The sequence below is a fragment of the Paenibacillus ihbetae genome (assembly GCF_002741055.1).
Lineage (GTDB): Bacteria > Bacillota > Bacilli > Paenibacillales > Paenibacillaceae > Paenibacillus_AQ > Paenibacillus_AQ ihbetae.
The window spans coordinates 2990254-3012883 of the sequence record NZ_CP016809.1; the positions used below are offsets into that span (position 1 = coordinate 2990254).

The 22630-nt window shown below is 53.3% G+C and carries 20 protein-coding genes, 1 tRNA gene and 1 pseudogene; 5 read left to right on the forward strand and 17 right to left on the reverse strand.

From position 1 onward, the window contains the following. Window positions 1-4: 4 nt before the first annotated feature. From BBD41_RS13300 to BBD41_RS13310, 3 genes are all read right to left on the reverse strand, one after another. Window positions 5-1186 (reverse strand): phosphoglycerate kinase, encoded by a 1182-nt coding sequence (locus tag BBD41_RS13300; protein WP_077570506.1) that lies wholly within the window; start codon window positions 1184-1186, stop codon window positions 5-7. A 192-nt stretch (window positions 1187-1378) separates the two neighbouring features. Then, window positions 1379-2383 (reverse strand): type I glyceraldehyde-3-phosphate dehydrogenase, encoded by a 1005-nt coding sequence (gene gap / locus BBD41_RS13305; protein WP_099477882.1) that lies wholly within the window; start codon window positions 2381-2383, stop codon window positions 1379-1381. 126 nt (window positions 2384-2509) lie between these two features. Further along, a complete protein-coding gene (locus tag BBD41_RS13310; protein ID WP_077570508.1) occupies window positions 2510-3553 on the reverse strand; it encodes a sugar-binding transcriptional regulator in 1044 nt (347 codons plus the stop codon). 262 nt (window positions 3554-3815) lie between these two features. Between BBD41_RS13310 and BBD41_RS13315 the strand changes: the two genes are divergently transcribed. The 3 genes from BBD41_RS13315 to BBD41_RS13325 all read left to right on the forward strand — a co-directional run bounded on the left by BBD41_RS13315 (window position 3816) and on the right by BBD41_RS13325 (window position 5236). Further along, window positions 3816-3890, forward strand: a tRNA-Arg gene (locus BBD41_RS13315). Between the two features lie 164 nt (window positions 3891-4054). After that, window positions 4055-4651 (forward strand): ATP-dependent Clp endopeptidase proteolytic subunit ClpP, encoded by a 597-nt coding sequence (clpP, locus tag BBD41_RS13320; RefSeq protein ID WP_077570510.1) that lies wholly within the window; start codon window positions 4055-4057, stop codon window positions 4649-4651. Between the two features lie 138 nt (window positions 4652-4789). Then, window positions 4790-5236 carry a hypothetical protein gene (locus tag BBD41_RS13325; RefSeq protein ID WP_099477883.1) on the forward strand — a complete coding sequence of 149 codons (447 nt, stop codon included), beginning with the start codon at window positions 4790-4792 and terminating at the stop codon, window positions 5234-5236. A 296-nt stretch (window positions 5237-5532) separates the two neighbouring features. Here BBD41_RS13325 and BBD41_RS13330 read toward each other — a convergent pair whose 3' ends face one another. The 6 genes from BBD41_RS13330 to BBD41_RS13355 form a co-directional block, all read right to left on the reverse strand. Further along, entirely contained in the window at window positions 5533-6603 is a 1071-nt protein-coding gene (locus BBD41_RS13330) for a PdaC/SigV domain-containing protein (RefSeq protein WP_099477884.1), read from the reverse strand. Window positions 6604-6982: 379 nt separating this feature from the next. Continuing rightward, window positions 6983-8035 carry an ABC transporter substrate-binding protein gene (locus BBD41_RS13335; RefSeq protein ID WP_007133010.1) on the reverse strand — a complete coding sequence of 351 codons (1053 nt, stop codon included), beginning with the start codon at window positions 8033-8035 and terminating at the stop codon, window positions 6983-6985. 75 nt (window positions 8036-8110) lie between these two features. After that, complete coding sequence (locus tag BBD41_RS13340; protein WP_099477885.1) at window positions 8111-8917, reverse strand: ABC transporter permease; 807 nt, start codon at window positions 8915-8917, stop codon at window positions 8111-8113. Continuing rightward, window positions 8918-9766, reverse strand: coding sequence for an ABC transporter permease (locus BBD41_RS13345; RefSeq protein WP_007133008.1), 849 nt, complete (start codon window positions 9764-9766; stop codon window positions 8918-8920). Next, window positions 9763-10734 carry an ABC transporter ATP-binding protein gene (locus tag BBD41_RS13350; RefSeq protein WP_077570741.1) on the reverse strand — a complete coding sequence of 324 codons (972 nt, stop codon included), beginning with the start codon at window positions 10732-10734 and terminating at the stop codon, window positions 9763-9765. Before BBD41_RS13350 ends, BBD41_RS13345 begins: the two co-directional genes overlap by 4 nt. A gap of 454 nt (window positions 10735-11188) precedes the next feature. Further along, window positions 11189-11950 carry an SIMPL domain-containing protein gene (locus BBD41_RS13355; protein WP_099477886.1) on the reverse strand — a complete coding sequence of 254 codons (762 nt, stop codon included), beginning with the start codon at window positions 11948-11950 and terminating at the stop codon, window positions 11189-11191. A gap of 273 nt (window positions 11951-12223) precedes the next feature. Between BBD41_RS13355 and BBD41_RS13360 the strand changes: the two genes are divergently transcribed. Together BBD41_RS13360 and BBD41_RS13365 are read left to right on the forward strand one after the other, a co-directional pair. Further along, on the forward strand, window positions 12224-13672 hold the full coding sequence (locus BBD41_RS13360; RefSeq protein ID WP_099477887.1) for an amino acid ABC transporter substrate-binding protein/permease: 1449 nt from the start codon (window positions 12224-12226) through the stop codon (window positions 13670-13672). Then, complete coding sequence (locus BBD41_RS13365; RefSeq protein WP_099477888.1) at window positions 13665-14393, forward strand: amino acid ABC transporter ATP-binding protein; 729 nt, start codon at window positions 13665-13667, stop codon at window positions 14391-14393. Before BBD41_RS13360 ends, BBD41_RS13365 begins: the two co-directional genes overlap by 8 nt. Window positions 14394-14524: 131 nt before the next feature. Here the strand turns inward: BBD41_RS13365 and BBD41_RS13370 are convergent, their stop codons facing one another. From BBD41_RS13370 to BBD41_RS13405, 8 genes and pseudogenes are all read right to left on the reverse strand, one after another. After that, window positions 14525-15595, reverse strand: coding sequence for a sensor histidine kinase (locus BBD41_RS13370; RefSeq protein ID WP_099477889.1), 1071 nt, complete (start codon window positions 15593-15595; stop codon window positions 14525-14527). Then, window positions 15595-16272, reverse strand: a complete 678-nt coding sequence (locus BBD41_RS13375) for a response regulator transcription factor (RefSeq protein WP_099480612.1) — start codon at window positions 16270-16272, stop codon at window positions 15595-15597. Before BBD41_RS13375 ends, BBD41_RS13370 begins: the two co-directional genes overlap by 1 nt. A gap of 47 nt (window positions 16273-16319) precedes the next feature. Further along, window positions 16320-18112, reverse strand: a pseudogene (locus tag BBD41_RS13380) (ABC transporter ATP-binding protein). Window positions 18113-18356: 244 nt separating this feature from the next. Beyond that, on the reverse strand, window positions 18357-18626 hold the full coding sequence (locus BBD41_RS13385; RefSeq protein ID WP_007133000.1) for an HPr family phosphocarrier protein: 270 nt from the start codon (window positions 18624-18626) through the stop codon (window positions 18357-18359). Between the two features lie 100 nt (window positions 18627-18726). Then, window positions 18727-19656 (reverse strand): DNA-binding protein WhiA, encoded by a 930-nt coding sequence (gene whiA, locus BBD41_RS13390; protein ID WP_028406089.1) that lies wholly within the window; start codon window positions 19654-19656, stop codon window positions 18727-18729. Window positions 19657-19661: 5 nt separating this feature from the next. Continuing rightward, complete coding sequence (locus tag BBD41_RS13395; protein ID WP_189636196.1) at window positions 19662-20603, reverse strand: gluconeogenesis factor YvcK family protein; 942 nt, start codon at window positions 20601-20603, stop codon at window positions 19662-19664. A gap of 57 nt (window positions 20604-20660) precedes the next feature. Further along, the gene (gene rapZ, locus BBD41_RS13400; protein WP_077570528.1) at window positions 20661-21569 is read right to left on the reverse strand and encodes an RNase adapter RapZ; all 909 of its coding nucleotides are present in this window, start codon (window positions 21567-21569) and stop codon (window positions 20661-20663) included. A 43-nt stretch (window positions 21570-21612) separates the two neighbouring features. Further along, the gene (locus tag BBD41_RS13405; protein ID WP_077570530.1) at window positions 21613-22563 is read right to left on the reverse strand and encodes an ROK family glucokinase; all 951 of its coding nucleotides are present in this window, start codon (window positions 22561-22563) and stop codon (window positions 21613-21615) included. Window positions 22564-22630 lie beyond the last annotated feature (67 nt).

Sequence of the window (22630 nt, forward strand, 5' to 3'; positions counted from 1 at the left end):
ATCTTTATTTATCGTTCAGTGCCACAACACCAGGAAGTGCTTTGCCTTCCATGAACTCAAGAGACGCACCGCCGCCGGTGGAAATATGGTCCATTTTGTCAGCGAGTTCGAATTTCTCAGCAGCTGCTGCGGAATCCCCGCCGCCGATCACCGTGTAGGCTTCCGTTTCTGCACATGCCTGTGCCACTGCACGGGTACCATGGCTGAATGGTTCGATTTCGAATACGCCCATAGGTCCGTTCCATACAACCAGCTTGGAGTTTTTAATGACCTCAGCGTATTTGGCGCGAGTCTTCGGTCCGATATCAATGCCTTCCCAATCCGCCGGAATTCCGTCGATATTGACAACCTTGGTGTTGGCATTTGCGCTGAATTCGTCGGTAACGACGATATCCTCAGGCAGGTAGAAATTCTTGCCGAGCTGCTTCGCTTTCTCGATGAATCCGAGCGCGGCATCCAGCTTCTCTTTGTCAAGTAGAGATTGGCCGATTTCATGCCCTTGCGCCTTCAGGAAGGTATACGTCAGTCCGCCGCCGATGATCACGTTGTCGGCAATGTTCAGCAGGTTGTCGATGACATCGATTTTGTCCTTAACCTTCGAGCCGCCGATAATCGCCGTGAACGGACGATCCGGATTCGAGAGGGCTTTGCCGAGAACGGACAGCTCCTTCTCCATCAAGAGGCCGGATACGGCTGGAAGATGATGAGCAATACCTTCAGTAGATGCATGCGCACGGTGTGCTGCGCCAAACGCGTCGTTCACGAACAGATCGGCAAGCTCTGCGAACTGCTTCGCCAGCTCCGGATCATTCTTCTCTTCACCTGGATAAAAACGAACATTTTCAAGCACAAGCACGTCGCCGTTTTGCAGCTTTTCGACCTGGGCTTTTACCGCTTCCCCTACAGCTTCGTCCGCTTTCGCTACCGGCTTGCCCAACAGCTCGGACAGACGCTCGCTCGCAGGATTCAGACGCAGCGATTCGACAACCTCGCCTTTTGGACGGCCCAAGTGGCTCGCCAGGATGACCTTGGCGCCCCGCTCCACCAAATATTGAATCGTCGGCAAAGTTTCGCGAATCCGAGTGTCGTCTGTAATTTTACCATCTTCGAGCGGTACATTGAAATCGACGCGGACAAACACCCGTTTGCCGCTTACTTCTACGTCACGCACACTTTTCTTGTTCATCTCCACGTTCCTCCTAACAAAATGTTCTCCTCGCCGGGCAGCATGCCGCTGCTTTCGTTTCTCTGTCTAATCGCCCGCCAGAACCGGCTTCTCTCGTTACTTCCCAGTACTCTGGCATGAAAACAGGTAAAACCATGAACCAAAGAGGAGGCCCGTAAACGGAACTCCTCTTCGATTGATGGGCTGGATCAATTACAGACCTTTGCTTGCGATGTAAGCAGCGAGGTCAACGACACGGTTGGAATAGCCCCACTCGTTGTCATACCAGGAAACAACTTTAACCATGTTGTCGCCAACAACCATTGTGGAGAGCGCGTCGATTGTGGAAGAAGCAGGATCGCCATTGTAGTCGCTGGATACGAGCGGCTCGTCGGAGTAGTTCAGGATGCCTTTCAATGGGCCCTCAGCAGCTGCTTTCAGCGCTGCGTTAACTTCTTCTTGCGTTACGTTCTTGGACAGCTCAACAACGAGGTCCGTTACGGAAACGTTCTTCGTAGGTACGCGCATTGCCATACCGTTCAGCTTGCCTTTCAATTGCGGCAGAACCAGGCTAACCGCTTTAGCAGCACCCGTTGTGGAAGGAATGATGTTCTCTGCAGCTGCACGAGCACGACGCAGATCTTTGTGCGGAAGGTCAAGCACTTGCTGGTCATTCGTGTAGGAGTGAACGGTAGTCATCATACCTTTCACGATGCCGAACTTCTCGTCGAGAACTTTAGCGAATGGAGCCAAGCAGTTGGTTGTGCAAGAAGCGTTGGAGATGATGGTGTGGTTAGCAGCATCGTATTTCTCTTCGTTAACGCCCATAACGATGGTGATATCCTCGTCCGTAGCTGGAGCGGAGATAATAACTTTCTTAGCGCCGCCTTTCAGGTGAGCGGAAGCTTTCTCTTTCGCTGTGAAGATCCCCGTGGACTCAACAACGATTTCTACGCCGTGCTCAGCCCAAGGCAATGCTTCAGGGTTGCGCTCAGCAAATACTTTGATTTCACGGCCGTTTACAACCAGTGCGCCTTCTTTAGCTTCAACGGTTGCATTCAGTCTTCCGTGAGTCGTGTCATATTTCAAAAGGTGAGCCAGCGTGCTTACGTCCGTCAAATCGTTGATTGCAACGATTTCTACTTCGCTGTTATTCAGCGCAGCACGGAACACGTTGCGTCCAATACGTCCAAAACCGTTAATACCTACTTTAACCATGAGTAGTTCCCTCCATATTTGTAAAATTAATATATTCAAGACCGGCCGTTAAGCCGATCAAGACAACGGGATAAAGAATAACGAGGCCTTGCTCCTGTATGCTGCCATGCTGCCTGGACCGTAAGGCTACGATGCCGCCGCATCGATCTCCTTCTCCACCTCCAGCGCCGCCGCCTCATCCGTAACGAGGATATCCTCGTGCCCGAATTTCAGCACGGCATGAATCGCTTTGGCTTTGCTTCGGCCGCCGGCAATACCGATGATCGTCTCCGTCTGCATGATGTCTTCCAGCCGGAGCCCGAGAGTCAGCATCTTGTGGACAACCGCGCCTTCCTTGCTGAAGTAATATCCGAAGGATTCGGCAATCGCCCCATCCTGCTGGAGGCTGCGGATCGATTCCTCGTCCAGCTTGCGTCTTCTGGCCATTTCCATCGCGTCACCGATCCCGTGGATGATGATCCGGGAACGTCGGATGACATCCACAATCTCCTGGATGTGCAGATCCTGCACTAGAGATTGATAGGCATCCTCGCTCAGGAGGTCAGGGACGTGCAGCAACCGATATTCGGCTCCCACGCGCTTCGCCATCTTGGAAGCAATCGTGTTGGCCTGGATTTCCATGCTCTCTCCGAGACCGCCGCGTGCGGGCACAAACCAGGTGCCTTTCAAAGGCCCTGCTGTCAACGGTGACATCTGCTCCGCGACTTCGGCGAGCGTGGATCCACCCGTGACGGCGATCGTATCGCCGTTCTCGACGAAGCTTAGCAGTGTTCTTGCTCCGGCACGCCCGAGCTCGCGCTTCACTTCCGGAGAGGATTCACTGTCACCGGGAATGACGACAACCTTGCGGAGTCCGTAGGCCTTCTTGATCTTCTCCTCAAGCTCGACCAGCCCGAACAATTCCTTCATGAGCGGCTCCAGTTCTTCAAGCAGACACAGGCCCGCATGGCTGATCCGCATGCCGAGCGTCTCAATCTCGATCAGTCCCTGTGCTTTCAGAAGATCGGTTTCAGCCCGCAGAACCCGTTCCGTCATCGACAGGGATGACGCCAGCGTTCGTCGGCCGACCAGCCCGGACAGCTTGATCTGATGGAGAATCGTGTACCTTCGTTTAAAGGTGTCCATCAAATCGGGCAGAAGCTGCTCTTGTATTTCTAATAGGTTACGCATGCATTCCACTCCTGCAAACTTTCGTCTCGGCTCTTCTATTGGTTGGACGTAAAATGTCCCGGGATAACTTTTTAAGTCCCACCCCTATTCTAACCAATAATGATGCAGGTTGCAAGTGTCCGAACGTATATTTCTCTGCAACCATCATTCTTATACATTATGGCCAAATCGAAACCTCTCTATATATCAAAACAATGTTTTATCCGCTCTTGTGTTTTTCAATTAGATAGGGTATAATCATCTTCGTTGCTGATTTTTATATGCGCCCGTGGTCCAATGGATATGACGTAGGCCTCCGGAGCCTGAGATCGAGGTTCGATTCCTCGCGGGCGCGCCATCTTTGAATTTTCTCATATAAGACTTACCCGAAAGTGCCCATGACGGCTCTTTTTTTTACCCAATAGTTTGACTATCTTTGACTTTTTGATTAAAATTGTTTATCATGTGGGTAATACGGTAACAGTATTTATTAGTGATGCACTTAATGAGGAGGTTTTTCACGTGAGTTTTATACCTATGGTCGTTGAACAAAGCAACCGCGGCGAGCGGGCATACGACATCTATTCCAGATTGCTGAAAGACCGCATAATCTTCCTCGGCTCCGACGTCAATGACGTGGTCGCCAATTCCATCATTGCCCAAATGCTGTTCTTGTCGGCAGAGGATCCGGAGAAGGATATTCACCTTTACATCAATAGCCCTGGCGGTTCGATCACCGCGGGCATGGCAATATTCGATACGATGCAATTCATCAAGCCGGACGTCTCGACCATCTGTGTCGGCATGGCCGCCTCCATGGGTGCATTCCTGCTGAATGCAGGCGCTAAGGGCAAGCGCTACGCGCTGCCGAACAGCGAAATCATGATTCACCAGCCGCTTGGCGGCGCACAAGGTCAAGCAACGGATATCGAAATCCGGGCACGCCGCATTCTGAAGATGCGCGACAAGCTTAACCGTATTCTTGCCGAGCGCACCGGCCAACCGCTGGAACGAATCGAGAAGGATACCGACCGCGACTACTTCATGACAGCCGAAGAAGCCAAAGCTTATGGCCTCGTCGACCAGGTGTTGGAGAAGACGCCTTCGCAAGGACTGTAAGAAGCAATACATGCAAAAGGCATGCACACGTAAAGGTGCATGCCTTTTTTCTTATGTCTGTATAGAACATAGTGACCAACCCCACTGGTTATTCCTGGTATAATTGCATTGTTGATTCCTACATACAGGGAGGTCCTTATGATCGGCTCTAAAATATCCTTTGTTTTCATGCTCGTGCTTGTCCATCTTCCGTTTCTGATCATGAACCTGGAGCGTGCCGTCTCCGGCGCCGATCCGCATGCAATTCATGGAATTGCCTCCATTGTTCTTGTCCTTCTGCTTCTGTTCTCCGGTTTTGTGATGGGGTATACCAATCAGATTTACTACCCCCGCTGGTTCTCGGCTTATTGGCTCGTCGGCGTGTTCTTCATGGTCGTCGGCTACTTGCTGAAGCTCTACGTCATTCTCGTTCCATTCGTCCTTCTCTACGCCGTCCCCCTTTACGGGCTCGTCCACTACACCGGTCACTCGGAGGAGACGGTTTATCCGCTTATCCATGCGGTCGTTGGTTGGGGAGCCGGTCTTATTGGTTACGGAATTGGACATTCCCGCTTCAGACGGAGGGCTCCCGAACAAGCAACATGAGATTCTATCGGATCGCATCAGGATGGATTCCTAATTGGTTCATGAGCATGTGAAGCCCATATCCGTCTCATTAGCTATACCCAACTGTGATGCAGAACCCGCCGCCATGCCCTACGCATACAAAAATCCCTTGGTCGCGATGCCTGAAGTTAAACCTCAGGCTGCCATCCAAGGGATTTCTGTTTGTATTCCGGCACATTGTTGCATCTTTACATCACAGCGTATCAAACGATCACAGGCCCCGTGTCCCCTAGGATTCAGTTATCCCATGGTTTCAAAACCTGCGGTTCACATCCTTATTTCCATTCCTTCAGCTTCAATTCAAATTCAGGGAAGCCATAGGCATATGCCGTGTATTCATAGAGCTGGAAGTACAGGACGACGGCGTTATCCTTCAAGTAGAATTCCGCATCTCCCGGAACTCCTTGGAATCCGCCAAGGTAGCCTCCGCCCTTCTTCAACTCGCTCAGGACGCGGTTGTCGAGCTTCTTCTTCTTGCCCTTCAGGTCAATGAAATCGCCAAGCTTCAGCTGCTTCCCGTCCTTCAGGGAGAATGTAAAGCTGTTCTTGAAGGTCATGCCGTGCGCGCCGCCAAGATAGGAATATTCATGCGCCGTCACGCTCAGCAGGCCGTCCTTGTTGTAGTGGACCACAAAATTGCCCTCGAATGCGTAAGGGAAGCTATCTCCACCCGGGGGAAGCTCCTTGATGCTTTCCTCTGCCCGGGCGATCACGCCCTCGGCATGCTTTTTCAATACGCTGTTGATTTGGCTTTGAGCTTCTTCGTTACCCAGGCCGCTGACAACCGGATAATTCACGACAGCTTCCACGCCAAGGATCGTCTTCCTCAGCGTTTCCGATTTGATCGTTAGATCAGCCTGCTGCTTGGTCAAGCTTAGCGTCTTCGAGGACGGACTCCATTGTCCCTGGATCCCCAAGTATTCGCTGACCGTCTTGAACGGCAGATAGAGCCGTCCGTTGATGATCTGGCCCCCAGGCTCTCCGGCGTATAATCCGTTCACCGACAAGCCGATTTCCTTCGAGTCGTACACAACGGCGCTTAGCTGATGATAGCCGGCGTTCAGCGTATACGTACGGTTCTTCGAATCATATTTCAGAGGCAAGCCCGCCGCATCCCGGAGTACGGTTGCCGGTACGTATGTAACTCCGTGCAGAAGAACTCCCTTCTGGGACAGGGCCTTGCCGTTCCACTTCAATGTCACTTCATTCTTCTTCGCTACGTTGTGGCTGGCGGAAACAGAGGGTTTCGAGGGGCTTGCATCGATGACCTGTCCGTTCAAGCCAAGACTTCCGAGCAGGACGCCGGTTGCAATAATTGATGCGCATACACGAAATTTGGTATTCATATAAGTTCCACCTTTTCCAATTTAAGTTTCCATTAGTTGTTTATTACCCTCATTCATTATAAAAAATTCGGCCCCCCGTTTGGTAACAAGTGAATGACAATTTTGATTCCATGCTGCAGGAACTACATGAAAAATATGAGCTTATAGTCTTATATCCCCATGTACGGCCAAGCTCTACGAACGGGCTGCTTTCTTCACCCGATCGATCTGCAAACCGCAGCTCTCTATAGTGTCTTACCACTTCATAGGGTTCTCAAACAATCGGGATCCTGTGTAAATCTTATAGACCGCTGCTCCTCCGTCATGATCCCCATTGCAATAGAAAAAGCCCTGCCCCTAAGGGCAAGGCTTATAAAAAGGGTACTAAAGCACCAATTCTCTATCGTCCGCTCTTCAGCTCGGTCCACAAGCGATCATAGATCTGGAGCGCCTCTCCGACGTTGTCGAGCCATTCCGTGCGGCCCAGCTCCTCGTCGGTCAAGTTGATCATGGTGTTGCTGCGATAGTCCTCGCTGTGGAATTCCATCGCTTTCGTATTCGGGTTGCTGTATCCGATATATTCGTAGTTCTTCGCGCTGACTTCTGGTTCCAGCATGAAATTGATAAACTTCTCCGCCAGCTCCTTGTTCTTCGCGCCCTTCGGAATTGCATAGTTATCCGAGAAGATCGTTGCGCCCTCCTCCGGCACCACATACGCCACATCCGGATTTTCTTCCGCGATGAATGCAGCGTCACCGGACCATACCGTTGCAATCCAGCCTTCCTCTTGAATCATCTTCTGCTTGATGTTATCCGTGTCGAAGGCAAGGACGTTCGGCAGCAGCGTCTTGAGGTCCAGGGCCGCAGCGTTAATCTCGGCTTCGTCCGTCGTGCTGTTGGATTTCCCTTGCTTCTTCAGCGCCATGCCGATCATTTCACGGTTGTCGTCCAGAAGCAGCACTTTACCCTTGTATTCCGGATTCCACAAATCTTCCCAGCTGTTGATCTCATCCTTCACGTACTTCTTGTTGTAGGCAATCCCCGTCACACCGGACGTGTAGACGATGGAGTACTTGTTCCCCGGGTCAAAAGAAGGGTTCTTGAACGTCTCCGAAATGTTGACAAAGTTCGGGATATTGTTCATGTCGAGCGGCTCCAGCAGATCCCCTTCAATCATGGTCTTGACCATGTAATCGGACGGCTGAATCAGGTCGTAGCCGCTGCCGCCGGCCTTAATCTTCGCCAGCAGATCTTCATTGTTCGCATAGTTGTCATACGTGACCTTCACGTTAAACTTCTTCTCGAAATCCTCCAGTACCTCAGGATCGAAGTTGTCAGCCCAGCTGTAAATGTGAAGCGTCTCCTTGCTCGAGCCGCACGCAGCCAGAAGGCTTGCGGACAATACGGCGACCAGCCCTGCAGCAAGCAGGCGGGTCCATCTTGATCTTTTCAATTCCCTATCTCCTCTCTTTCGTATCCATGGCGGATGTATCGGATCCTTCTCAAAAAAAGAAATGGAACGTTTGCTTTAGATCGGCAGCGTTTTATGTTTCTTATCCCCGCTGCCGCGGTTAAGAATATATTGGGCGAGCAGAATGAGCGTGATGCTCACCAGAATCAGTTTCGTACATAACGCGTTAATCTCAGGCGATATTCCGCGTTTCACCTGGGCATAAATGTAGATTGGCAGCGTAGTCGAGCTTGGTCCCGCAACGAAGAAGCTGACCATGAAATCGTCAAGCGACAGCGTAAACGCGATCAAGGCCCCGGAGATAATGCCCGGTGCGATCTGCGGCAGCGTCACATGCCGGAATGCCTGCCAAGGCGTAGCGCCCAGATCTTGGGCCGCTTCATCCAATTGCTTGCCCATGCCCGACAACCGGGCGCTCACCACTACATAGACATAGGATATGCTGAAGGTGATGTGGGCGATCATCACCGTCGTCTTGCCAAGCGGAATATTTAATTGACTGAACAGCACGAGCAGCGACAGTCCCATGATTATATCCGGAATGATAACCGGCAAGTACAGGAGACCGTTCATGCCGCTGCGGCCCCGGCGTCCCAAATTCCGGAGCCCGAGGGCCGCCGCCGTTCCCAGCATTGTCGAGATGATCGTGGACACCACCGCAACGGTCAGACTGTTCATCAAGGCTTCCATCACGTTTCGGTTGTCGAAGAGCGAGATATACCACTCGAAGGTGAAGCCTTCCCAGTTCCCGCTCAACCGCGTATCGTTGAAGGAATAAATGATGATGATCAGGATCGGCACGTAGATAAACGCCATCATCAGGAAGGCGTGAATCGAAAGCAAAGGCTGACGCTTCTTCTTCACTTATCTCCCCTCCCCTACACGTTGATGGCGGGCCTGCATCGCCCGGTTAAACAGCAGAATGAGCACCAGGGACGTTGCCACGAAAATGACCGACAACGCAGCGCCGAACGGCCAGTTGCGGGCTCCAAGGAACTGCGACTGGATGATGTTGCTGATCATGGAGGACTTGGCTCCGCCCAGGATGTCCGTGACGACGAACATGCCCGAGGTCGATACATAGACCAGCACCGATCCGGTCATGATGCCGGATTTGCTCTGCGGCAGCGTAATATGCCGAAATGCCTTCCATTTGGACGCGCCGAGATCGCTGGCTGCATCCAGAAGGCGCTTGTCCATCTGCTCCAGCGCTACATAGATCGGCAGCACCATGAACGGGATGAAGTTATACACCATGCCGAGCAGCACGGCGCCGTAGGTGTACAGCATCTGAATCGGCTCATCAATCCAGCCGAGCCACATCAGCAGGCTGTTGACCACGCCCTGGGTTCGAAGCAGCAGCACCCAGGCATAGGTTCGAATCAAGAAATTAATCCAGAACGGAATCGTAATGAGGATCAGACCCCAAGTCTGGATTCGCGGGGATGCACCCGCAATATAATAGGCAAGCGGATAACTGACCAGCAGACAGATGATGGTTGTTAGCAGCGACAGCACCAAGGTATCCCAATAGATGCCAAGATATAACGGATCGAAAAAGGTCTTGTAGCCTTCCATGCTGAGCTCGAACACCAGATTGCCTTGGGCGTCCCGCGACAGGAAGGAAATGCCGATCACAATCAGCATCGGGATGATCAGGAACAGGGACATCCACAGGAGCACCGGGGTCAGCAGGAATTTCGATTTCCTCATGGCCCGATCATCACCTCATCCTTGTCGTTCCAATTCACCCCGACCCTCTCGCCGATCTTCCAAGGATGCTCCTCCGTAATATCGAGCGCAATCGTCACCTTCATCGGCTCGTCGTCCAGCTGGACAAGCAACTTATGCACGCTGCCAAGGAACTGGACGTCTTCAATGACGCCTGTCTTCCTGCCGGCCGCACCGCGCTGCGGAACCAGCTTCTCGGGACGGACAGAGAACAGGCCCTCCGGCGAAGAGAATACATTGTTCTCCCCGATAAATGTGGCTGCGAAGAGCGTTTGCGGCTTCGCATACACGTCGCGCGGCGTCCCGATCTGCTCGACCTTCCCTTGGTTCATGATGACGATCCGATCCGAGAGCATCATCGCTTCTTCCTGGTCATGCGTTACATAGACGAAGGTAATGCCGAGCGTCCGCTGCAGATGCTTCAGCTCCGATTGCAGGCTTTTGCGCAGCTGCAGATCCAGCGCGCCGAGCGGCTCATCAAGCAGCAGCACTTTAGGCTTGTTCGCAATCGCGCGGGCAATCGCCACCCGCTGCTGCTGTCCGCCGGAAAGCTGGTGCGGGAATCGTTCCCGCAGAGCGGTCAGCTGCGTCATCGCGGCCGCCTCCTCCACGCGCTCCTTGATGAGCTGGCGCGGCAGCTTTTTCATTTTTAACCCGAAGGCGATATTGTCCTCCACCGTCATATGCGGGAACAGGGCGTAATGCTGGAATACGAGATTGAGATCCCTCTTATTCGCAGGCACCTCTGTCACGTTCTGACCCGCCAGCCATACCTGGCCCCCTGTCGGCTGTTCAAATCCTGCTATCATCCGGAGAATCGTCGTTTTGCCGCAGCCGCTGGGGCCCAGCAAAGTCAGGAATTCCCCTTCTTTAATAGAGAGCGACAGCGGATGCACGACCGCTTGTCCTTGGAAATGCTTCTCGATCTGGACAAGTTCAATCACATGCACCAACTCCTTGTTCAAAATGCGGCCTTTCGGCACAGGGCTATTGATTTGACCGAACCTACAATTCCATTTCCATTAAGAAGAAACGGTAATTCCGCCCGTGTTCCAGCCTGTGCCTGAAGGGGGATCCGTTTCTTGAGGGACGATGCTTTAAAGTCTCTTTAAGAAAAAAAAGCCATATCCATGGGTATGGCTTTACCGTTTGCTTCATATTTCGATGTTCACGCCGCGTACTGGCGGCTTACGTTTTTCGCATATTCACTATACCTTGTTTTCCCTTTGTACACAACACTTTTCTTACTAATTCGACAGGGGAAGCCCCGGATATTTCACCGGATTCTGGATCGCGTGGAGGATCGAACCGTCCAAGGCATAGGATTGCCAAATACAAAAAAACCGCCCCCGCATTGCCAAGCGGTGAACGGTCTCTTCTCTTGCCGGTTCCTCATAAAGGGGATTATTTCAGCTCATACTGCACGTACAGCTGGGTCGTGATTTTGATCTCGCCCGGCTTCACGGATGTCGCAGCGCCACCGTCGGCCATCGAAGCCGTTTCCATCGACATCTTGTCATACATGCCGTACACAACGTTGTTGTTCACCGAGCCTTCGGTTACATTAACAACGACGCCGAGCTGACGTTTGGAAGCCTTCGCGATCGCCTGGGCCTTCAGATCGGCATTCGCCATTGCCTTATCGATCACTTGAGCCTCGAATGTATCCGGATTGTCCACGGAGAAGCGGGCATTGCCGATCGAATTGGCCCCGGCTTCAGCCGCTGCATCCAGCACTTCGCCCACCTTGTTCAGATCGCGCAGCGTTACTTCAAGGGAATGATAAGCGGAGTAGTTTTGCACCTTGCGGCCTTCTTTTTCCGTATAAGAGTAATTTGGCTGCACATAGAACTGTTCGGTTTTAATATCTTTGTCGTCGATCTTCCAGGTCTCTTTCAGCACCTTGATAACCTTATCCATTTTTTGCGCGTTAGCCTTCTGCGCCGATTTAGCCGTCTCCGCATACGACTCTGCCCCAATGGACAAATATACGATATCCGGCTTCACGGATATCTCGCCCTTGCCGAGCACCGTCACGATATTTTGCTGCACCGCCTCGGCCGCATAGGCTTCCGTCGCGCCGCCGAATCCGGCCCAAGCCGTACCGCCTGTCAGCAGAGCACCTGCAATCATAATGGAACCTACCTGTTTGACCCATCTTCTCATGTGTGGTCAACCTCCTTTAATATTGGCCCGCTTCTGATGCTTGCCTTACCTCTCTAACGCAAACGGATTGGTAAATGTTGCATCCCGTTTAAGCGGTTGCATAACTTTTTTTGATCCATCATTGCCCGGATTCCGGATCCAGGAAATGCCAGTGGTTGCAGGGCACTATGACAAATAAAATATAATAGAGGACGAAATAGGCAGCAGGATGTTAATGTATTATGGTAAGTGGGTAACTAACTTAATATGTTGTTTCAACTTGAGGAGGTCATTATGAGATTAATAAGGGGTGTAGTACTTGCCTTGGTCCTGCTGCTCGCTGCAACCACGGGCATACCGGTGTCGGCACAAGGCCAGTCCGAGCAGCCGGCACCAGGCAAAACCTATCTGATCGGTACGGACGTCACGTTCGCTCCGTTTGAATTCCAGGATCCGAGCGGCGAGTTTGTCGGCATCGACATGGATTTAATGAAAGCGATCGCCAAGGATCAGAACTTCAAATACGAGATCAGGCCGCTCGGCTTCAACGCAGCCGTTCAGGCATTGGAATCCGGTCAGGTGGACGGCGTCATCGCCGGCATGAGCATCACGGAGGAACGGAAACAGAAATTCGATTTCTCTGATCCCTATTTCGATTCCGGTGTCGTGATGGCGGTCCGTAAGGACCAAGAGGGTATTCAAAGCTACGAGGATTTAAGAGGCAAGAAAGTGGCGGTCAAAACCGGCACGGAGGGCTACAGCTTCGCCGAATCCATCGCTTCGAAATACGGCTTCACGATCGTGCCGTTCGACGATTCGGCCCAGATGTACGAAGATGTCAAAACCGGAAATTCCGTGGCCTGCTTTGACGATTATCCGGTGCTGGCTTACGGCGTCAAGCAAAATAACGGGCTGAAGCTCGTTACCGACAAAGAACCAGGGGCATCCTACGGCTTTGCCGTTCAGAAGGGCCAGAACCAGGAGCTTATGGAGAAATTCAACGCCGGGCTGGCTAATCTGAAGGCAAACGGCGAATATAACCGCATTCTCGAAACGTACATCGGCGAGAACGCGGCCGGACCGGCTAACCAAAGCCGTCTCGGATTAATTGCCGAGTCGATGCCGGCATTGCTCACAGGCCTCGGCAAAACGCTGCTGCTCACGTTCGTATCGCTGTTCTTCGCCTTCTTCATCGGCCTGATCTTCGGCTTCATGAAGGTTGGCCGCAACAAATGGCTTCGGGGCATTGCGACCGTCTTTGTTGACGTCTTCCGCGGCATCCCGCTGCTGGTGCTTGCCTTCTTCATCTATTTCGGCATTCCGCAGGCTCTCGGATTCACGATGTCCCCGCTGGTGGCGGCCGTTCTGACTTTGAGCCTCAATGCCGGGGCTTATGTGACGGAAATTATCCGCGGCGGCATCCAGTCCATCGATCCCGGTCAGCTGGAAGCAGCCCGCTCGCTTGGCTTGCCGTATCGCAAAGCCATGATGAAGATCATCATCCCGCAGGCCGTCAAAATCATGATACCGACGTTTATCAACCAGCTCGTCATTACGCTGAAGGATACGTCCATTCTCTCGGTCATCGGTTTGGTCGAGCTGACCCAATCGGGTAAAATCGTCATTGCAAGAACGTTCGCATCGTTTGATATCTGGCTGGTCGTAGCGATCATGTATCTGATTGTTATCACCATTCTGACGAAGATTGCGAACCGTCTGGAAAGGAGGGTTCGAGTTGGGTAAAATCCGTGTAGAAGGACTGAAGAAGAGCTATGGCTCGAACGAGGTGCTGAAGGGCATCGACATGCAGGTACAGGAAGGCGAGGTCGTCTGCGTGATCGGGCCATCGGGCTCAGGGAAGAGCACCTTCCTCCGCTGCATCAACCGGCTGGAGGAAATTACGGCCGGCAAGGTTATCGTCGATGACCGGGACATCAACGACCCGAAGACCGACATTAATAAGGTTCGGGAAAATATCGGCATGGTGTTCCAGCACTTCAATCTGTTCCCCCACTTCAACGTGCTGAAGAACATTATGTTTGCCCCGGTCGAGCTCGGCAAGCAAACGAAGGAGGAAGCGCGAGCTACGGCCCTGCGGCTGCTGCAACAGGTAGGGCTCTCCGATAAGGCGGAGGCATTCCCGAGCCAGCTCTCCGGCGGGCAAAAGCAGCGGGTCGCGATTGCACGGGCGCTTGCCATGAACCCCGACATCATGCTGTTCGATGAGCCGACCTCGGCACTCGATCCGGAGATGGTCGGCGAGGTGCTCGGCGTCATGAAGGATCTGGCGCGCGAAGGGATGACGATGATGATCGTCACGCATGAAATGGGCTTTGCCCGCGAGGTATCCGACCGGGTCATCTTTATGGACGGCGGCTACATCGTGGAGGAAGGACCGCCCGCTGAGGTATTCGGCAATCCGAGGAACGAGCGGACGATCAGCTTCCTGGAGAAAGTGCTGTGACGTTGAACGGCTGTAACCCAAGTGACAGCCGCCGCGTCTTGGCCTAAGGTTCCCACTTACAAACCCAACAAACAATGACAAGGCTCACCGGACATCTCGTGATGGCTGGTGAGCCTTGTTGCGTCCGCCGCTCATTCTGTAGGAGGGGCAAGCGGCACGCTCACGGTAAAGGCGGAGCCTTCTCCGGGCCTGGACCGGACGGTCACGGTCCCTTGGTGGATGTCGACGATCCGTTTCACGATCGACAGCCCGAGTCCGCTCCCACCGGCCGAGCGATTGCGCGATTTATCCGCCTTGTAGAACCGTTCGAAGATGCGCAGCTGATCGGCTTCCGACATCCCGATTCCCGTGTCGGTAATCGTAACAACGGCCGCTTCCCGGTCTGCCTTCAGCTCGATCGTGATCACGCCGCCCTCCGGGGTGAATTTGATGCTGTTGTGCAGCAGATTCATCCAGACTTGACTCATTAAATCCTCCGACGCCCGGATCTGCACCTCCGCCAGCTCGAGATCCACCTGAATCCGCTTCGCCAGCCATTGCGGCTCGCTTGCAAGCACCAACGCGCGGAGCTGCCCATCTAGTCGGTAGGGCTGCATCTCAAATACGGTCCGGTCCCCTTCCAGCGAGGACAGCTTCAGTAGATTGTCGCTCAGCTGGGACAAACGCCTGCTCTCTCCTTCAATGATCTCGAGGTAATGGTTCCTTCGCTCCTCCGTCAGCCGGGGGTTGCGCAGCGCCCGCGCAAAGCCGCGAATGGACGTCAGCGGCGACTGGATTTCATGCGATACGTTCGAGATGAAATCCTGACGCATCGTCTCCATCCGCCCAAGCCCCTCGGCCATATCGTTAATGCCGTTCGCGATCATTTTAAATTCGCCGGGCAGCTTATGCTCCTCCATCTTGACGTTAAAGTCGCCTTGGGAGATGCGGCGCATCGCATCCGTCATCGCATTCAAGACGGCCATCTGCTTATGCTTGAACATTAATCCGAGCAGCATCATGCATAAGAAGAATATCACGACGCCAAGAAACAAGTCGATGATCTGCGTCACATAAGCCGATGACGGCGCACCTGTCTTTGCATACACGGCCTTGGTCAAATAAGTCGCCGCTGTCCAGGAGACGGCCAGCACGGCGAAGAGGGCAATGATCTGCAGGATCTCCCTCAAGATTTTCCATGCCCAATTGCTGGTCTTGCGCATTAGTCCTCACACCCCTCCAGCCGGTAGCCGAGCCCGCGCACGGTGCGTATGCGGAACCGGTATTTCGCCTCGGGGAACCGCTCCCGCAGCCGGTTTACATGGACGTCGAGCGTCCGTTCGTTCCCCTCGAAATCGTAGCCCCAAATATCCTCGATCAGCCGGTCCCGGGGCAGTGTGCTGCCCGGATAACTGGCCAGCTTGAACAGCAGCTCGAATTCCTTCAGCGGCAGCGTGAATGTCTCCTTATCCGTCTTCACTTCATAGGTGCGGCGGTTCATCTGCAGCTTGCCGGCGGTGACCGTCTGCGAGGCGGCCACCTGATACCGCTTCAGCAGCGCCTTCACCCGAACTACCAGCTCAGCCGGCTCAAAGGGCTTCACCAGATAGTCATCGGTACCGAGCTCGAAGCCCTTCACAATCTGCCTGGTTTCCCCTTTGGCAGTCAGCATCAGCACCGGAATGCCGTCATGCCGGCGAATCTCCCGGCACAGCTCCCAGCCGTCCATATTCGGCATCATGATATCCATCACGACCAGATCAACGGGGCTCTGTTCCATAACGCTCAGTGCCGCCAGTCCATCCTGCGCTTCCAGGACGTCCATGCCCGCCTCCTCCAGAAACACCTTCACCAGTTCCCGAATATTCGGATCATCATCGACGACCAATATGTTTGCCATGTCCATCCCTTTCTTTCCCAAGCATTATCCCCGGCCCGGCCGGCTCCCTATGCCTCCAGACTTTCGTTCATCTGTAACTGCTGGGCTGCAAATTCCCTGTACATCGCATGCTCCCGTACCATTTCCTCATGGGTGCCCTTTCCGGTAACGGCCCCTTTCTCGATGAATATGATCTGGTCCGCGCCCACCACCGTCGACAGCCGGTGAGCGATGATAATCGTCGTCCGGCCGGCCATCAGGTTCTTCAGCGCCTTCTGGACTTCGATCTCGGAGCGGCTGTCCAGACTCGATGTAGCCTCGTCCAGCATCAAAATTTTCGGATCCCGCAGCAGCGCCCTTGCAATCGCGATCCGCTGCCGCTGTCCGCCCGAGAGCTTAATGCCCCGCTCGCCTACATCGGTATCGAAGCCGTTAGGGAGCTCATCGATAAACCCGTCCGCATAAGCCATTTCAGCCGCCCTCCGGATTTCCGCATCGCTGATGACCCGCTCCGTCCCGTAACAAAGATTCTCCCGGATCGTACCGGCAATCATCGGGCTTTCCTGCGAGACGTAACCGATCAATCCGCGCCAGGACCGCAGAGCAAATGCGTGAATCGGGTCCGGCCCAAGCTTGATCTGTCCCTCCTGCGGCAGGTAGAATCGCTCCAGCATGGAGAACAGCGTCGTTTTCCCGCCTCCGCTCGGCCCGACGACGGCCGTAACCGTCCCCGGCTCCATTCGGAAGCTGACATTCCTCAGCACCGGCTCATCCGGCTTGTAACCGAAGGTCAGCTGCTCAATGGATACCGGCTGATTCGCATCGATCACGTCCATTCCGTCCTCGAATGCCTCTTCCTCGGCATCAAGCGTCTCCAGGATTCGCTCGGTGGCCCCCTTTGCCTTCTGAAGCTGGGTGAAGAACGTTGTCAGCTGCGTCATCGGCATCACGATCTGAATCAGGTATAGAATGAACGCCACGAGCTCGCCTGCCGTCAGCGCCCCGGTCGACACCTGCAATCCGCCGTAGCCGATGACGACGACGAGCAGCATCATCAGCACAAAGGACATCAGCGGCGCGATCCAGGCGGATACGATGCCTTCCTTAATGCCGAATCTCAACAGATTCCTAATGCCTCTGCTGCCGTTAGCGTACTCCCGATTCTCCGCATTGGAGGCCTTGACCAGGCGGATCTCGGACAGCACCTGGCTGATATTTGCCGTAAACGATGCGGTTTCATCCTGCATTCCCAGCGATATTTTATACATTTTGCGTCCCAGTGGAACGAGGATTAGCGCCGCAACCGGTATTACAACGAACATGGTCAGCGTCATTTTCCAGTTCAGATACAACAGCACCCCGATGGATCCGACGATCGACACGATTCCGCTGGCGAAGCCGGCCGCATGATCGGAGATCAGGCCCTTAATGACGCTGGTATCATTCGTCATCCGGCTGACCGTTTCCCCCGACCGGTTATGGTCGTAATAGCTTACCGGCAGCACCAGCAGCTTCTTCACAGCCGGTCCCGCAGGGCGGCCACCATCTTCTGTCCCGTATAGCTCAGCAAATAGATCGAGATGCCTGCGGCAATCGTCTGTATGATAAACGCGATGCCAAGCCCTATGATATGGCTCCGGTTCATATCCGTTAAGGAGAAGCCATCCACCAGGTTTTTCGTAAACATCGGAATGACCAGCCCGACCAGCGTCGAAACGATATTAAGCAGAATGGCGCCCACGAGCAGGGCCATCGGCGGCTTGGTCTCTTTCAGCAGGCGGAAGAAAGCCTGGGAGCCCGCCTTTCGCTTCTCGTCTGGCGACGCCTGATGATCCGCTGCTGTTTTTTCCAGTACACTCATTGTTTTCTCTTCCCTTCCCCGTCCGGATTATCTACTGTGTAAGGAAAGAATAAAACAGCAAGTTAAACTGAAGTTAAACAACAGCTTTCCGGCGCAAAAAACAAAAAAAGGCGGAATCGCTTCCCCTTTTCTGTAAAGTCATATGTAACTCATGTTCAGCTTGATGCATACACGGGTATGGGGATCGCGCCCATATATTAAAAAAAGCCTTGCAAACACAAGACTTTTCTTAAACATGGATGGCTTATTGGTTCTCGAGTTCCTCTTTGCTCACAAGATTAACCAGAGAAGTAACCGCTTGCTCAGCATCGGCTCCTTCAGCGCTAATATGCACTTCCGTACCCGAGCTGATTGCAAGGCTCATAATTCCCATGATACTTTTGGCATTTACTTTTTTATCATCTTTCTCAACAAAAATTTCAGATGAGTATTTATTCGCTTCCTGAACGAACAGCGCGGCCGGTCTAGCATGGAGCCCCGTCTTCAACCGAACGACTACCGGGTGCTTTGTCATGAAAATTACCCCCTATCTTATAAATCTGCGGTATTGAAAGCGTCTTGACATTTTATAATATTATACCATTTTAGCATACAGGACACTAGAAGAAAAAATGTCAGGTATTGCGGATCTTTTCGGCCATTTCATCGATCTTGCGCAGACGGTGGTTGACGCCCGACTTGCTGACGGTCCCCTTAAGGAGTTCCCCGACTTCTTTGAGGTTCATATCGGGATGAGCCAGCCGGATTTCGGCGACCTCCCGCAGTTTATCCGGCAAATTCTCAAGTCCCACTTCCTTCTGAAGCAGCTTGATGTTCTCGATCTGACGAACAGCGGCACCGATCGTTTTGTTGAGATTGGCGGTCTCGCAGTTCACGATCCGATTCACCGAGTTCCGCATGTCGCGCATAATGCGGACATCCTCGAATTTAAACAGCGCTTGATGAGCGCCGATCAGATTGAGGAACTCAATGATCTTCTCGCCTTCCTTAATGTAGAAGATAAAGCCCTTCTTGCGTTCGATGCAGCGCGCATTCAGGCGAAACTGGTTAGCAAGCTCAACGAGGGACTGACAGTGCTCCTCATACATCGAAGCAATCTCGAGGTGATACGAAGAACCCTCCGGATTGTTGACCGATCCGCCCGCCATGAAGGCGCCGCGGAGATAAGCCCGTTTGCAGCAATTTTTCCGGATGATCTTCTCATCGATCCGGGACTGAAACAGAAAGCCCTCGGACACGATTCGAAGCTCCTTCAAAATTTCCTGGACCTGGGCAGGAATCCGGACGATATATACGTTATTCTTCTTCAAACGCATTTTTTTACGCACCAAAAGCTCGGTATGCGCCTGGAAATGCTTCTTAATTAAGGAATAAATACGCCTTGCAATCGCGGCATTTTCCGTCGAAATATCCAAAATCACCTTTTTGTTGGACAGCTGAACAGAACCGTTCATCCGGATCAACGCGGACAGCTCGGCTTTCTCGCAGCAGTTTTGGCTTTCGACCATCGTTAGTTCCTTCTTCGTTTGTGCCGCAAAGGACAAGGTACTCACCCCTTTCGTGAAATCCAGTCTTGCACCAGCTGGAAAATATGGTTGCTCAGCTTGTCGGCATCATGCCGCAAGTACGTTCGAAATAGCACAAGCTTATCCGCAATGAGTTTATATCCACGGCTGGTCACCTCATCACGGTCCAAATAGACGGGCTTGGCACCCTTCTGGGCATACTTATCCTGAACCTGAGGCGGAATCTCTCCATCATTAACAATAACATAATCGAACAGGTGAAGACCAATATGGTCATACACCGCCTGGAGATGATCGCTTACCGTATAATTATCCGTCTCGCCGGGCTGCGTCATAACATTGCAGACAAAGATTTTAATCGCCTCCGAGGAGACGATCGCTTCAGACAGCTTCGGAACGAGCAGATTTGGCAAAATACTTGTATATAAGCTCCCCGGACCGATCAATATCGCATCCGCCTGCTGAATCGCTTCCAGCGCCTCAGGCAGCGGCTCGACATGCTCCGGCTCCAGGAAGATCCGTTTGATGCGGCCTCCGGCCTCCGGAATTTTGGATTCACCGGTGACGATGGTGCCATCCTCCATCTCCGCGTGCAGGATGACGGCTTCGCCGGCTGCAGGCAGCACCTGCCCGCGAACAACAAAAACCCGGCTCATCTCCTTGACTGCCGTGACAAAATCTCCGTGCAAATCCGTCATGGCAGCCAGGATCAGATTGCCGAGGCTGTGGCCGGCCAGTCCCGACCCTGACTTGAAACGGTATTTCAGTATATCCGATAGCAGCGGCTCCACGTCGGCTAGCGCCGTAAGCACATTGCGGATGTCTCCGGGGGGAGGCATCTGCAGCTCGCTTCGCAAAATGCCGGAGCTTCCTCCGTCATCTGCGACCGTGACAATGGCCGTTATATCGAGCGGTTTTTCCTTAAGGCCCCGAAGCATAACGGACAGCCCGGTGCCTCCGCCCATTACGACAATGCGGGGGCGCTTTCTAGCTTGCACAGCCACATCTATCACTTCCCTTAATTAATGCCGATCCCGCTCGGAATCCCGGTGACTAACCGATACGGACTCCGTCTCGCTTACGCCCAGCATCTTGCCGAGGTACTCCGCAATCGCTACCGAGCGATGCTTGCCGCCGGTGCAGCCGATGCCGATGATGACCTGGCTCTTGCCTTCCTTGCGGTACTGGGGGATCAAGAAATGCAGCATATCCAGCAGCTTTGTCAGAAAAGCCTGGGTTTCCGGCCATTTCATTACATATTCATATACATCGCTGTCCTGTCCCGTGTTCGGGCGGAGCTGCTCGACGTAATGGGGGTTCGGCAGGAACCGGACGTCGAAGACCAGGTCCGCGTCAATCGGAATGCCGTATTTAAACCCGAACGATGTAATGTTGACCGAGAGAACGCTGCTCTCCAGATGCGTGAAGCGCGAGATGATTTTCTCCTTTAACTTGAGCGGCTTCATATTGCTCGTATCAATCACTTGGGTTGCCGAGTTTTTCAGCTCTTCGAGCATTTTCCGCTCCAGCCGGATCCCGTCAAGCGGCATGCCTTCCGGAGCGAGCGGATGGCGGCGACGGGTCTCCTTATAACGCTGAACGAGTACGGAATCAGTTGCATCGAGGAACAGAATTTCACAATGTATCGTGAAGTGATCCTTGATGTAATTGAGCGATTCCGACAAGGCGGTGAAGAATTCACGCCCGCGCAGGTCGATGACCAGCGCAACCTTGCCGATCTTGCCCTTGGACTGATCGATCAGTTCCGCGAATTTCGGGATGAGCACCGGGGGCAGGTTATCCACGCAGAAGAACCCTAGATCCTCCAGACTTTGCACGGCCAATGTTTTACCTGCTCCCGACATCCCGGTTATGATGATCAGGGTGGCCATCGATGATGTGTTGCTGCCTCGTTCGGCTGCTTCCAGCATCAGCTTTCCCTCCCTTATAAGTTAAAATCGAATGATGAATTCACTACGAGCGCAGGTGAAGTCCGGCAGCGCCGACGACGCCGGCATCGTTTCCAAGCTCGGCCGGCACGATGCGCACGCCGCGCTGCAGCGGCTCCGGTGTCAGCTTCGCGAATACCGCCTTCACTTCATCGAACAGAATGTCGCCGGCTTTGGACACGCCGCCGCCGATAATATAAGCTTCCGGGTTCAGGACGGCCGAAACGGCAGCCATCGATTTGCCCAGGTAATACGCTGCGCGATTTACGATGCGGATCGCCACTTCGTCGCCCGCCTTCGCCGCGTCGAACACTTCCTTGGCCGCGATGTTCTGCACGAGCGACAGGGAGGTGCGGTCTCCGCGCTCCACGGCGTCCTTCGCCATACGAATGATGCCGGTTGCGGAGGATACGGTCTCCAGGCAGCCCATTTTCCCGCAGCCGCATTGGATGGCTTCCAGATCAGGAACAACCGAAATATGGCCCAGCTCGCCGGCCATTCCCCCGAAGCCTTGATAAATTTTGCCGTTGATGATGATGCCGCCGCCTACGCCGGTTCCCAGGGTATAGCATACGCAGTTATCAATCCCGCGGCCCGCGCCGCTCCATGCTTCTCCAAGCGCCGCTACATTCGCATCGTTGTCTATTTTGATCGGCTTGCCAAGACGCTCCTCCAAAATGGCGCGAATCGGTACATCCTTGAATCCTACATTCGGTGCCAGAATAATGATGCCTTCGCGAATGTTCGTGAAGCCTGCGAATCCGGCTCCCACTCCGGCCAGCTGATCCCAGGTGTATGGCGATTCCTCCACAATGTGACGCACATATTTTTCAATGTTGTCAATTACCGTGTCAACGCCCTTTGCTGTTTCCGTAGGCCCCTCAAACTTTTGCAGAAGATGCCCTTCCTCGTCGCATATTCCGACTTTGATTGCCGTTCCGCCCAGGTCGACACCGACGTAGATCTTCTCAGACATGTTACAAGCCACCTTTTTCCTTCTATAATTTATAGATTGCTCCTACTGTACCCACTATAATTGAAGG

Bases quoted from the DNA above. Each gene is read 5' to 3' on its own strand.
- BBD41_RS13395 (WP_189636196.1), bottom strand. From the start codon at position 20,603: ATGGGCGGAGGCACCGGGCTGTCCGTTATGCTTCGGGGCCTTAAGGAA.
- BBD41_RS13330 (WP_099477884.1), bottom strand. From the start codon at position 6,603: ATGAATACCAAATTTCGTGTATGCGCATCAATTATTGCAACCGGCGTC.
- BBD41_RS13375 (WP_099480612.1), bottom strand. From the start codon at position 16,272: ATGGCAAACATATTGGTCGTCGATGATGATCCGAATATTCGGGAACTG.
- BBD41_RS13325 (WP_099477883.1), top strand. From the start codon at position 4,790: ATGATCGGCTCTAAAATATCCTTTGTTTTCATGCTCGTGCTTGTCCAT.
- BBD41_RS13310 (WP_077570508.1), bottom strand. From the start codon at position 3,553: ATGCGTAACCTATTAGAAATACAAGAGCAGCTTCTGCCCGATTTGATG.
- BBD41_RS13405 (WP_077570530.1), bottom strand. From the start codon at position 22,563: ATGTCTGAGAAGATCTACGTCGGTGTCGACCTGGGCGGAACGGCAATC.
- BBD41_RS13385 (WP_007133000.1), bottom strand. From the start codon at position 18,626: ATGACAAAGCACCCGGTAGTCGTTCGGTTGAAGACGGGGCTCCATGCT.
- BBD41_RS13300 (WP_077570506.1), bottom strand. From the start codon at position 1,186: ATGAACAAGAAAAGTGTGCGTGACGTAGAAGTAAGCGGCAAACGGGTG.
- BBD41_RS13360 (WP_099477887.1), top strand. From the start codon at position 12,224: ATGAGATTAATAAGGGGTGTAGTACTTGCCTTGGTCCTGCTGCTCGCT.
- BBD41_RS13355 (WP_099477886.1), bottom strand. From the start codon at position 11,950: ATGAGAAGATGGGTCAAACAGGTAGGTTCCATTATGATTGCAGGTGCT.
- gap (WP_099477882.1), bottom strand. From the start codon at position 2,383: ATGGTTAAAGTAGGTATTAACGGTTTTGGACGTATTGGACGCAACGTG.
- rapZ (WP_077570528.1), bottom strand. From the start codon at position 21,569: ATGCTGGAAGCAGCCGAACGAGGCAGCAACACATCATCGATGGCCACC.
- BBD41_RS13345 (WP_007133008.1), bottom strand. From the start codon at position 9,766: ATGAGGAAATCGAAATTCCTGCTGACCCCGGTGCTCCTGTGGATGTCC.
- BBD41_RS13370 (WP_099477889.1), bottom strand. From the start codon at position 15,595: ATGCGCAAGACCAGCAATTGGGCATGGAAAATCTTGAGGGAGATCCTG.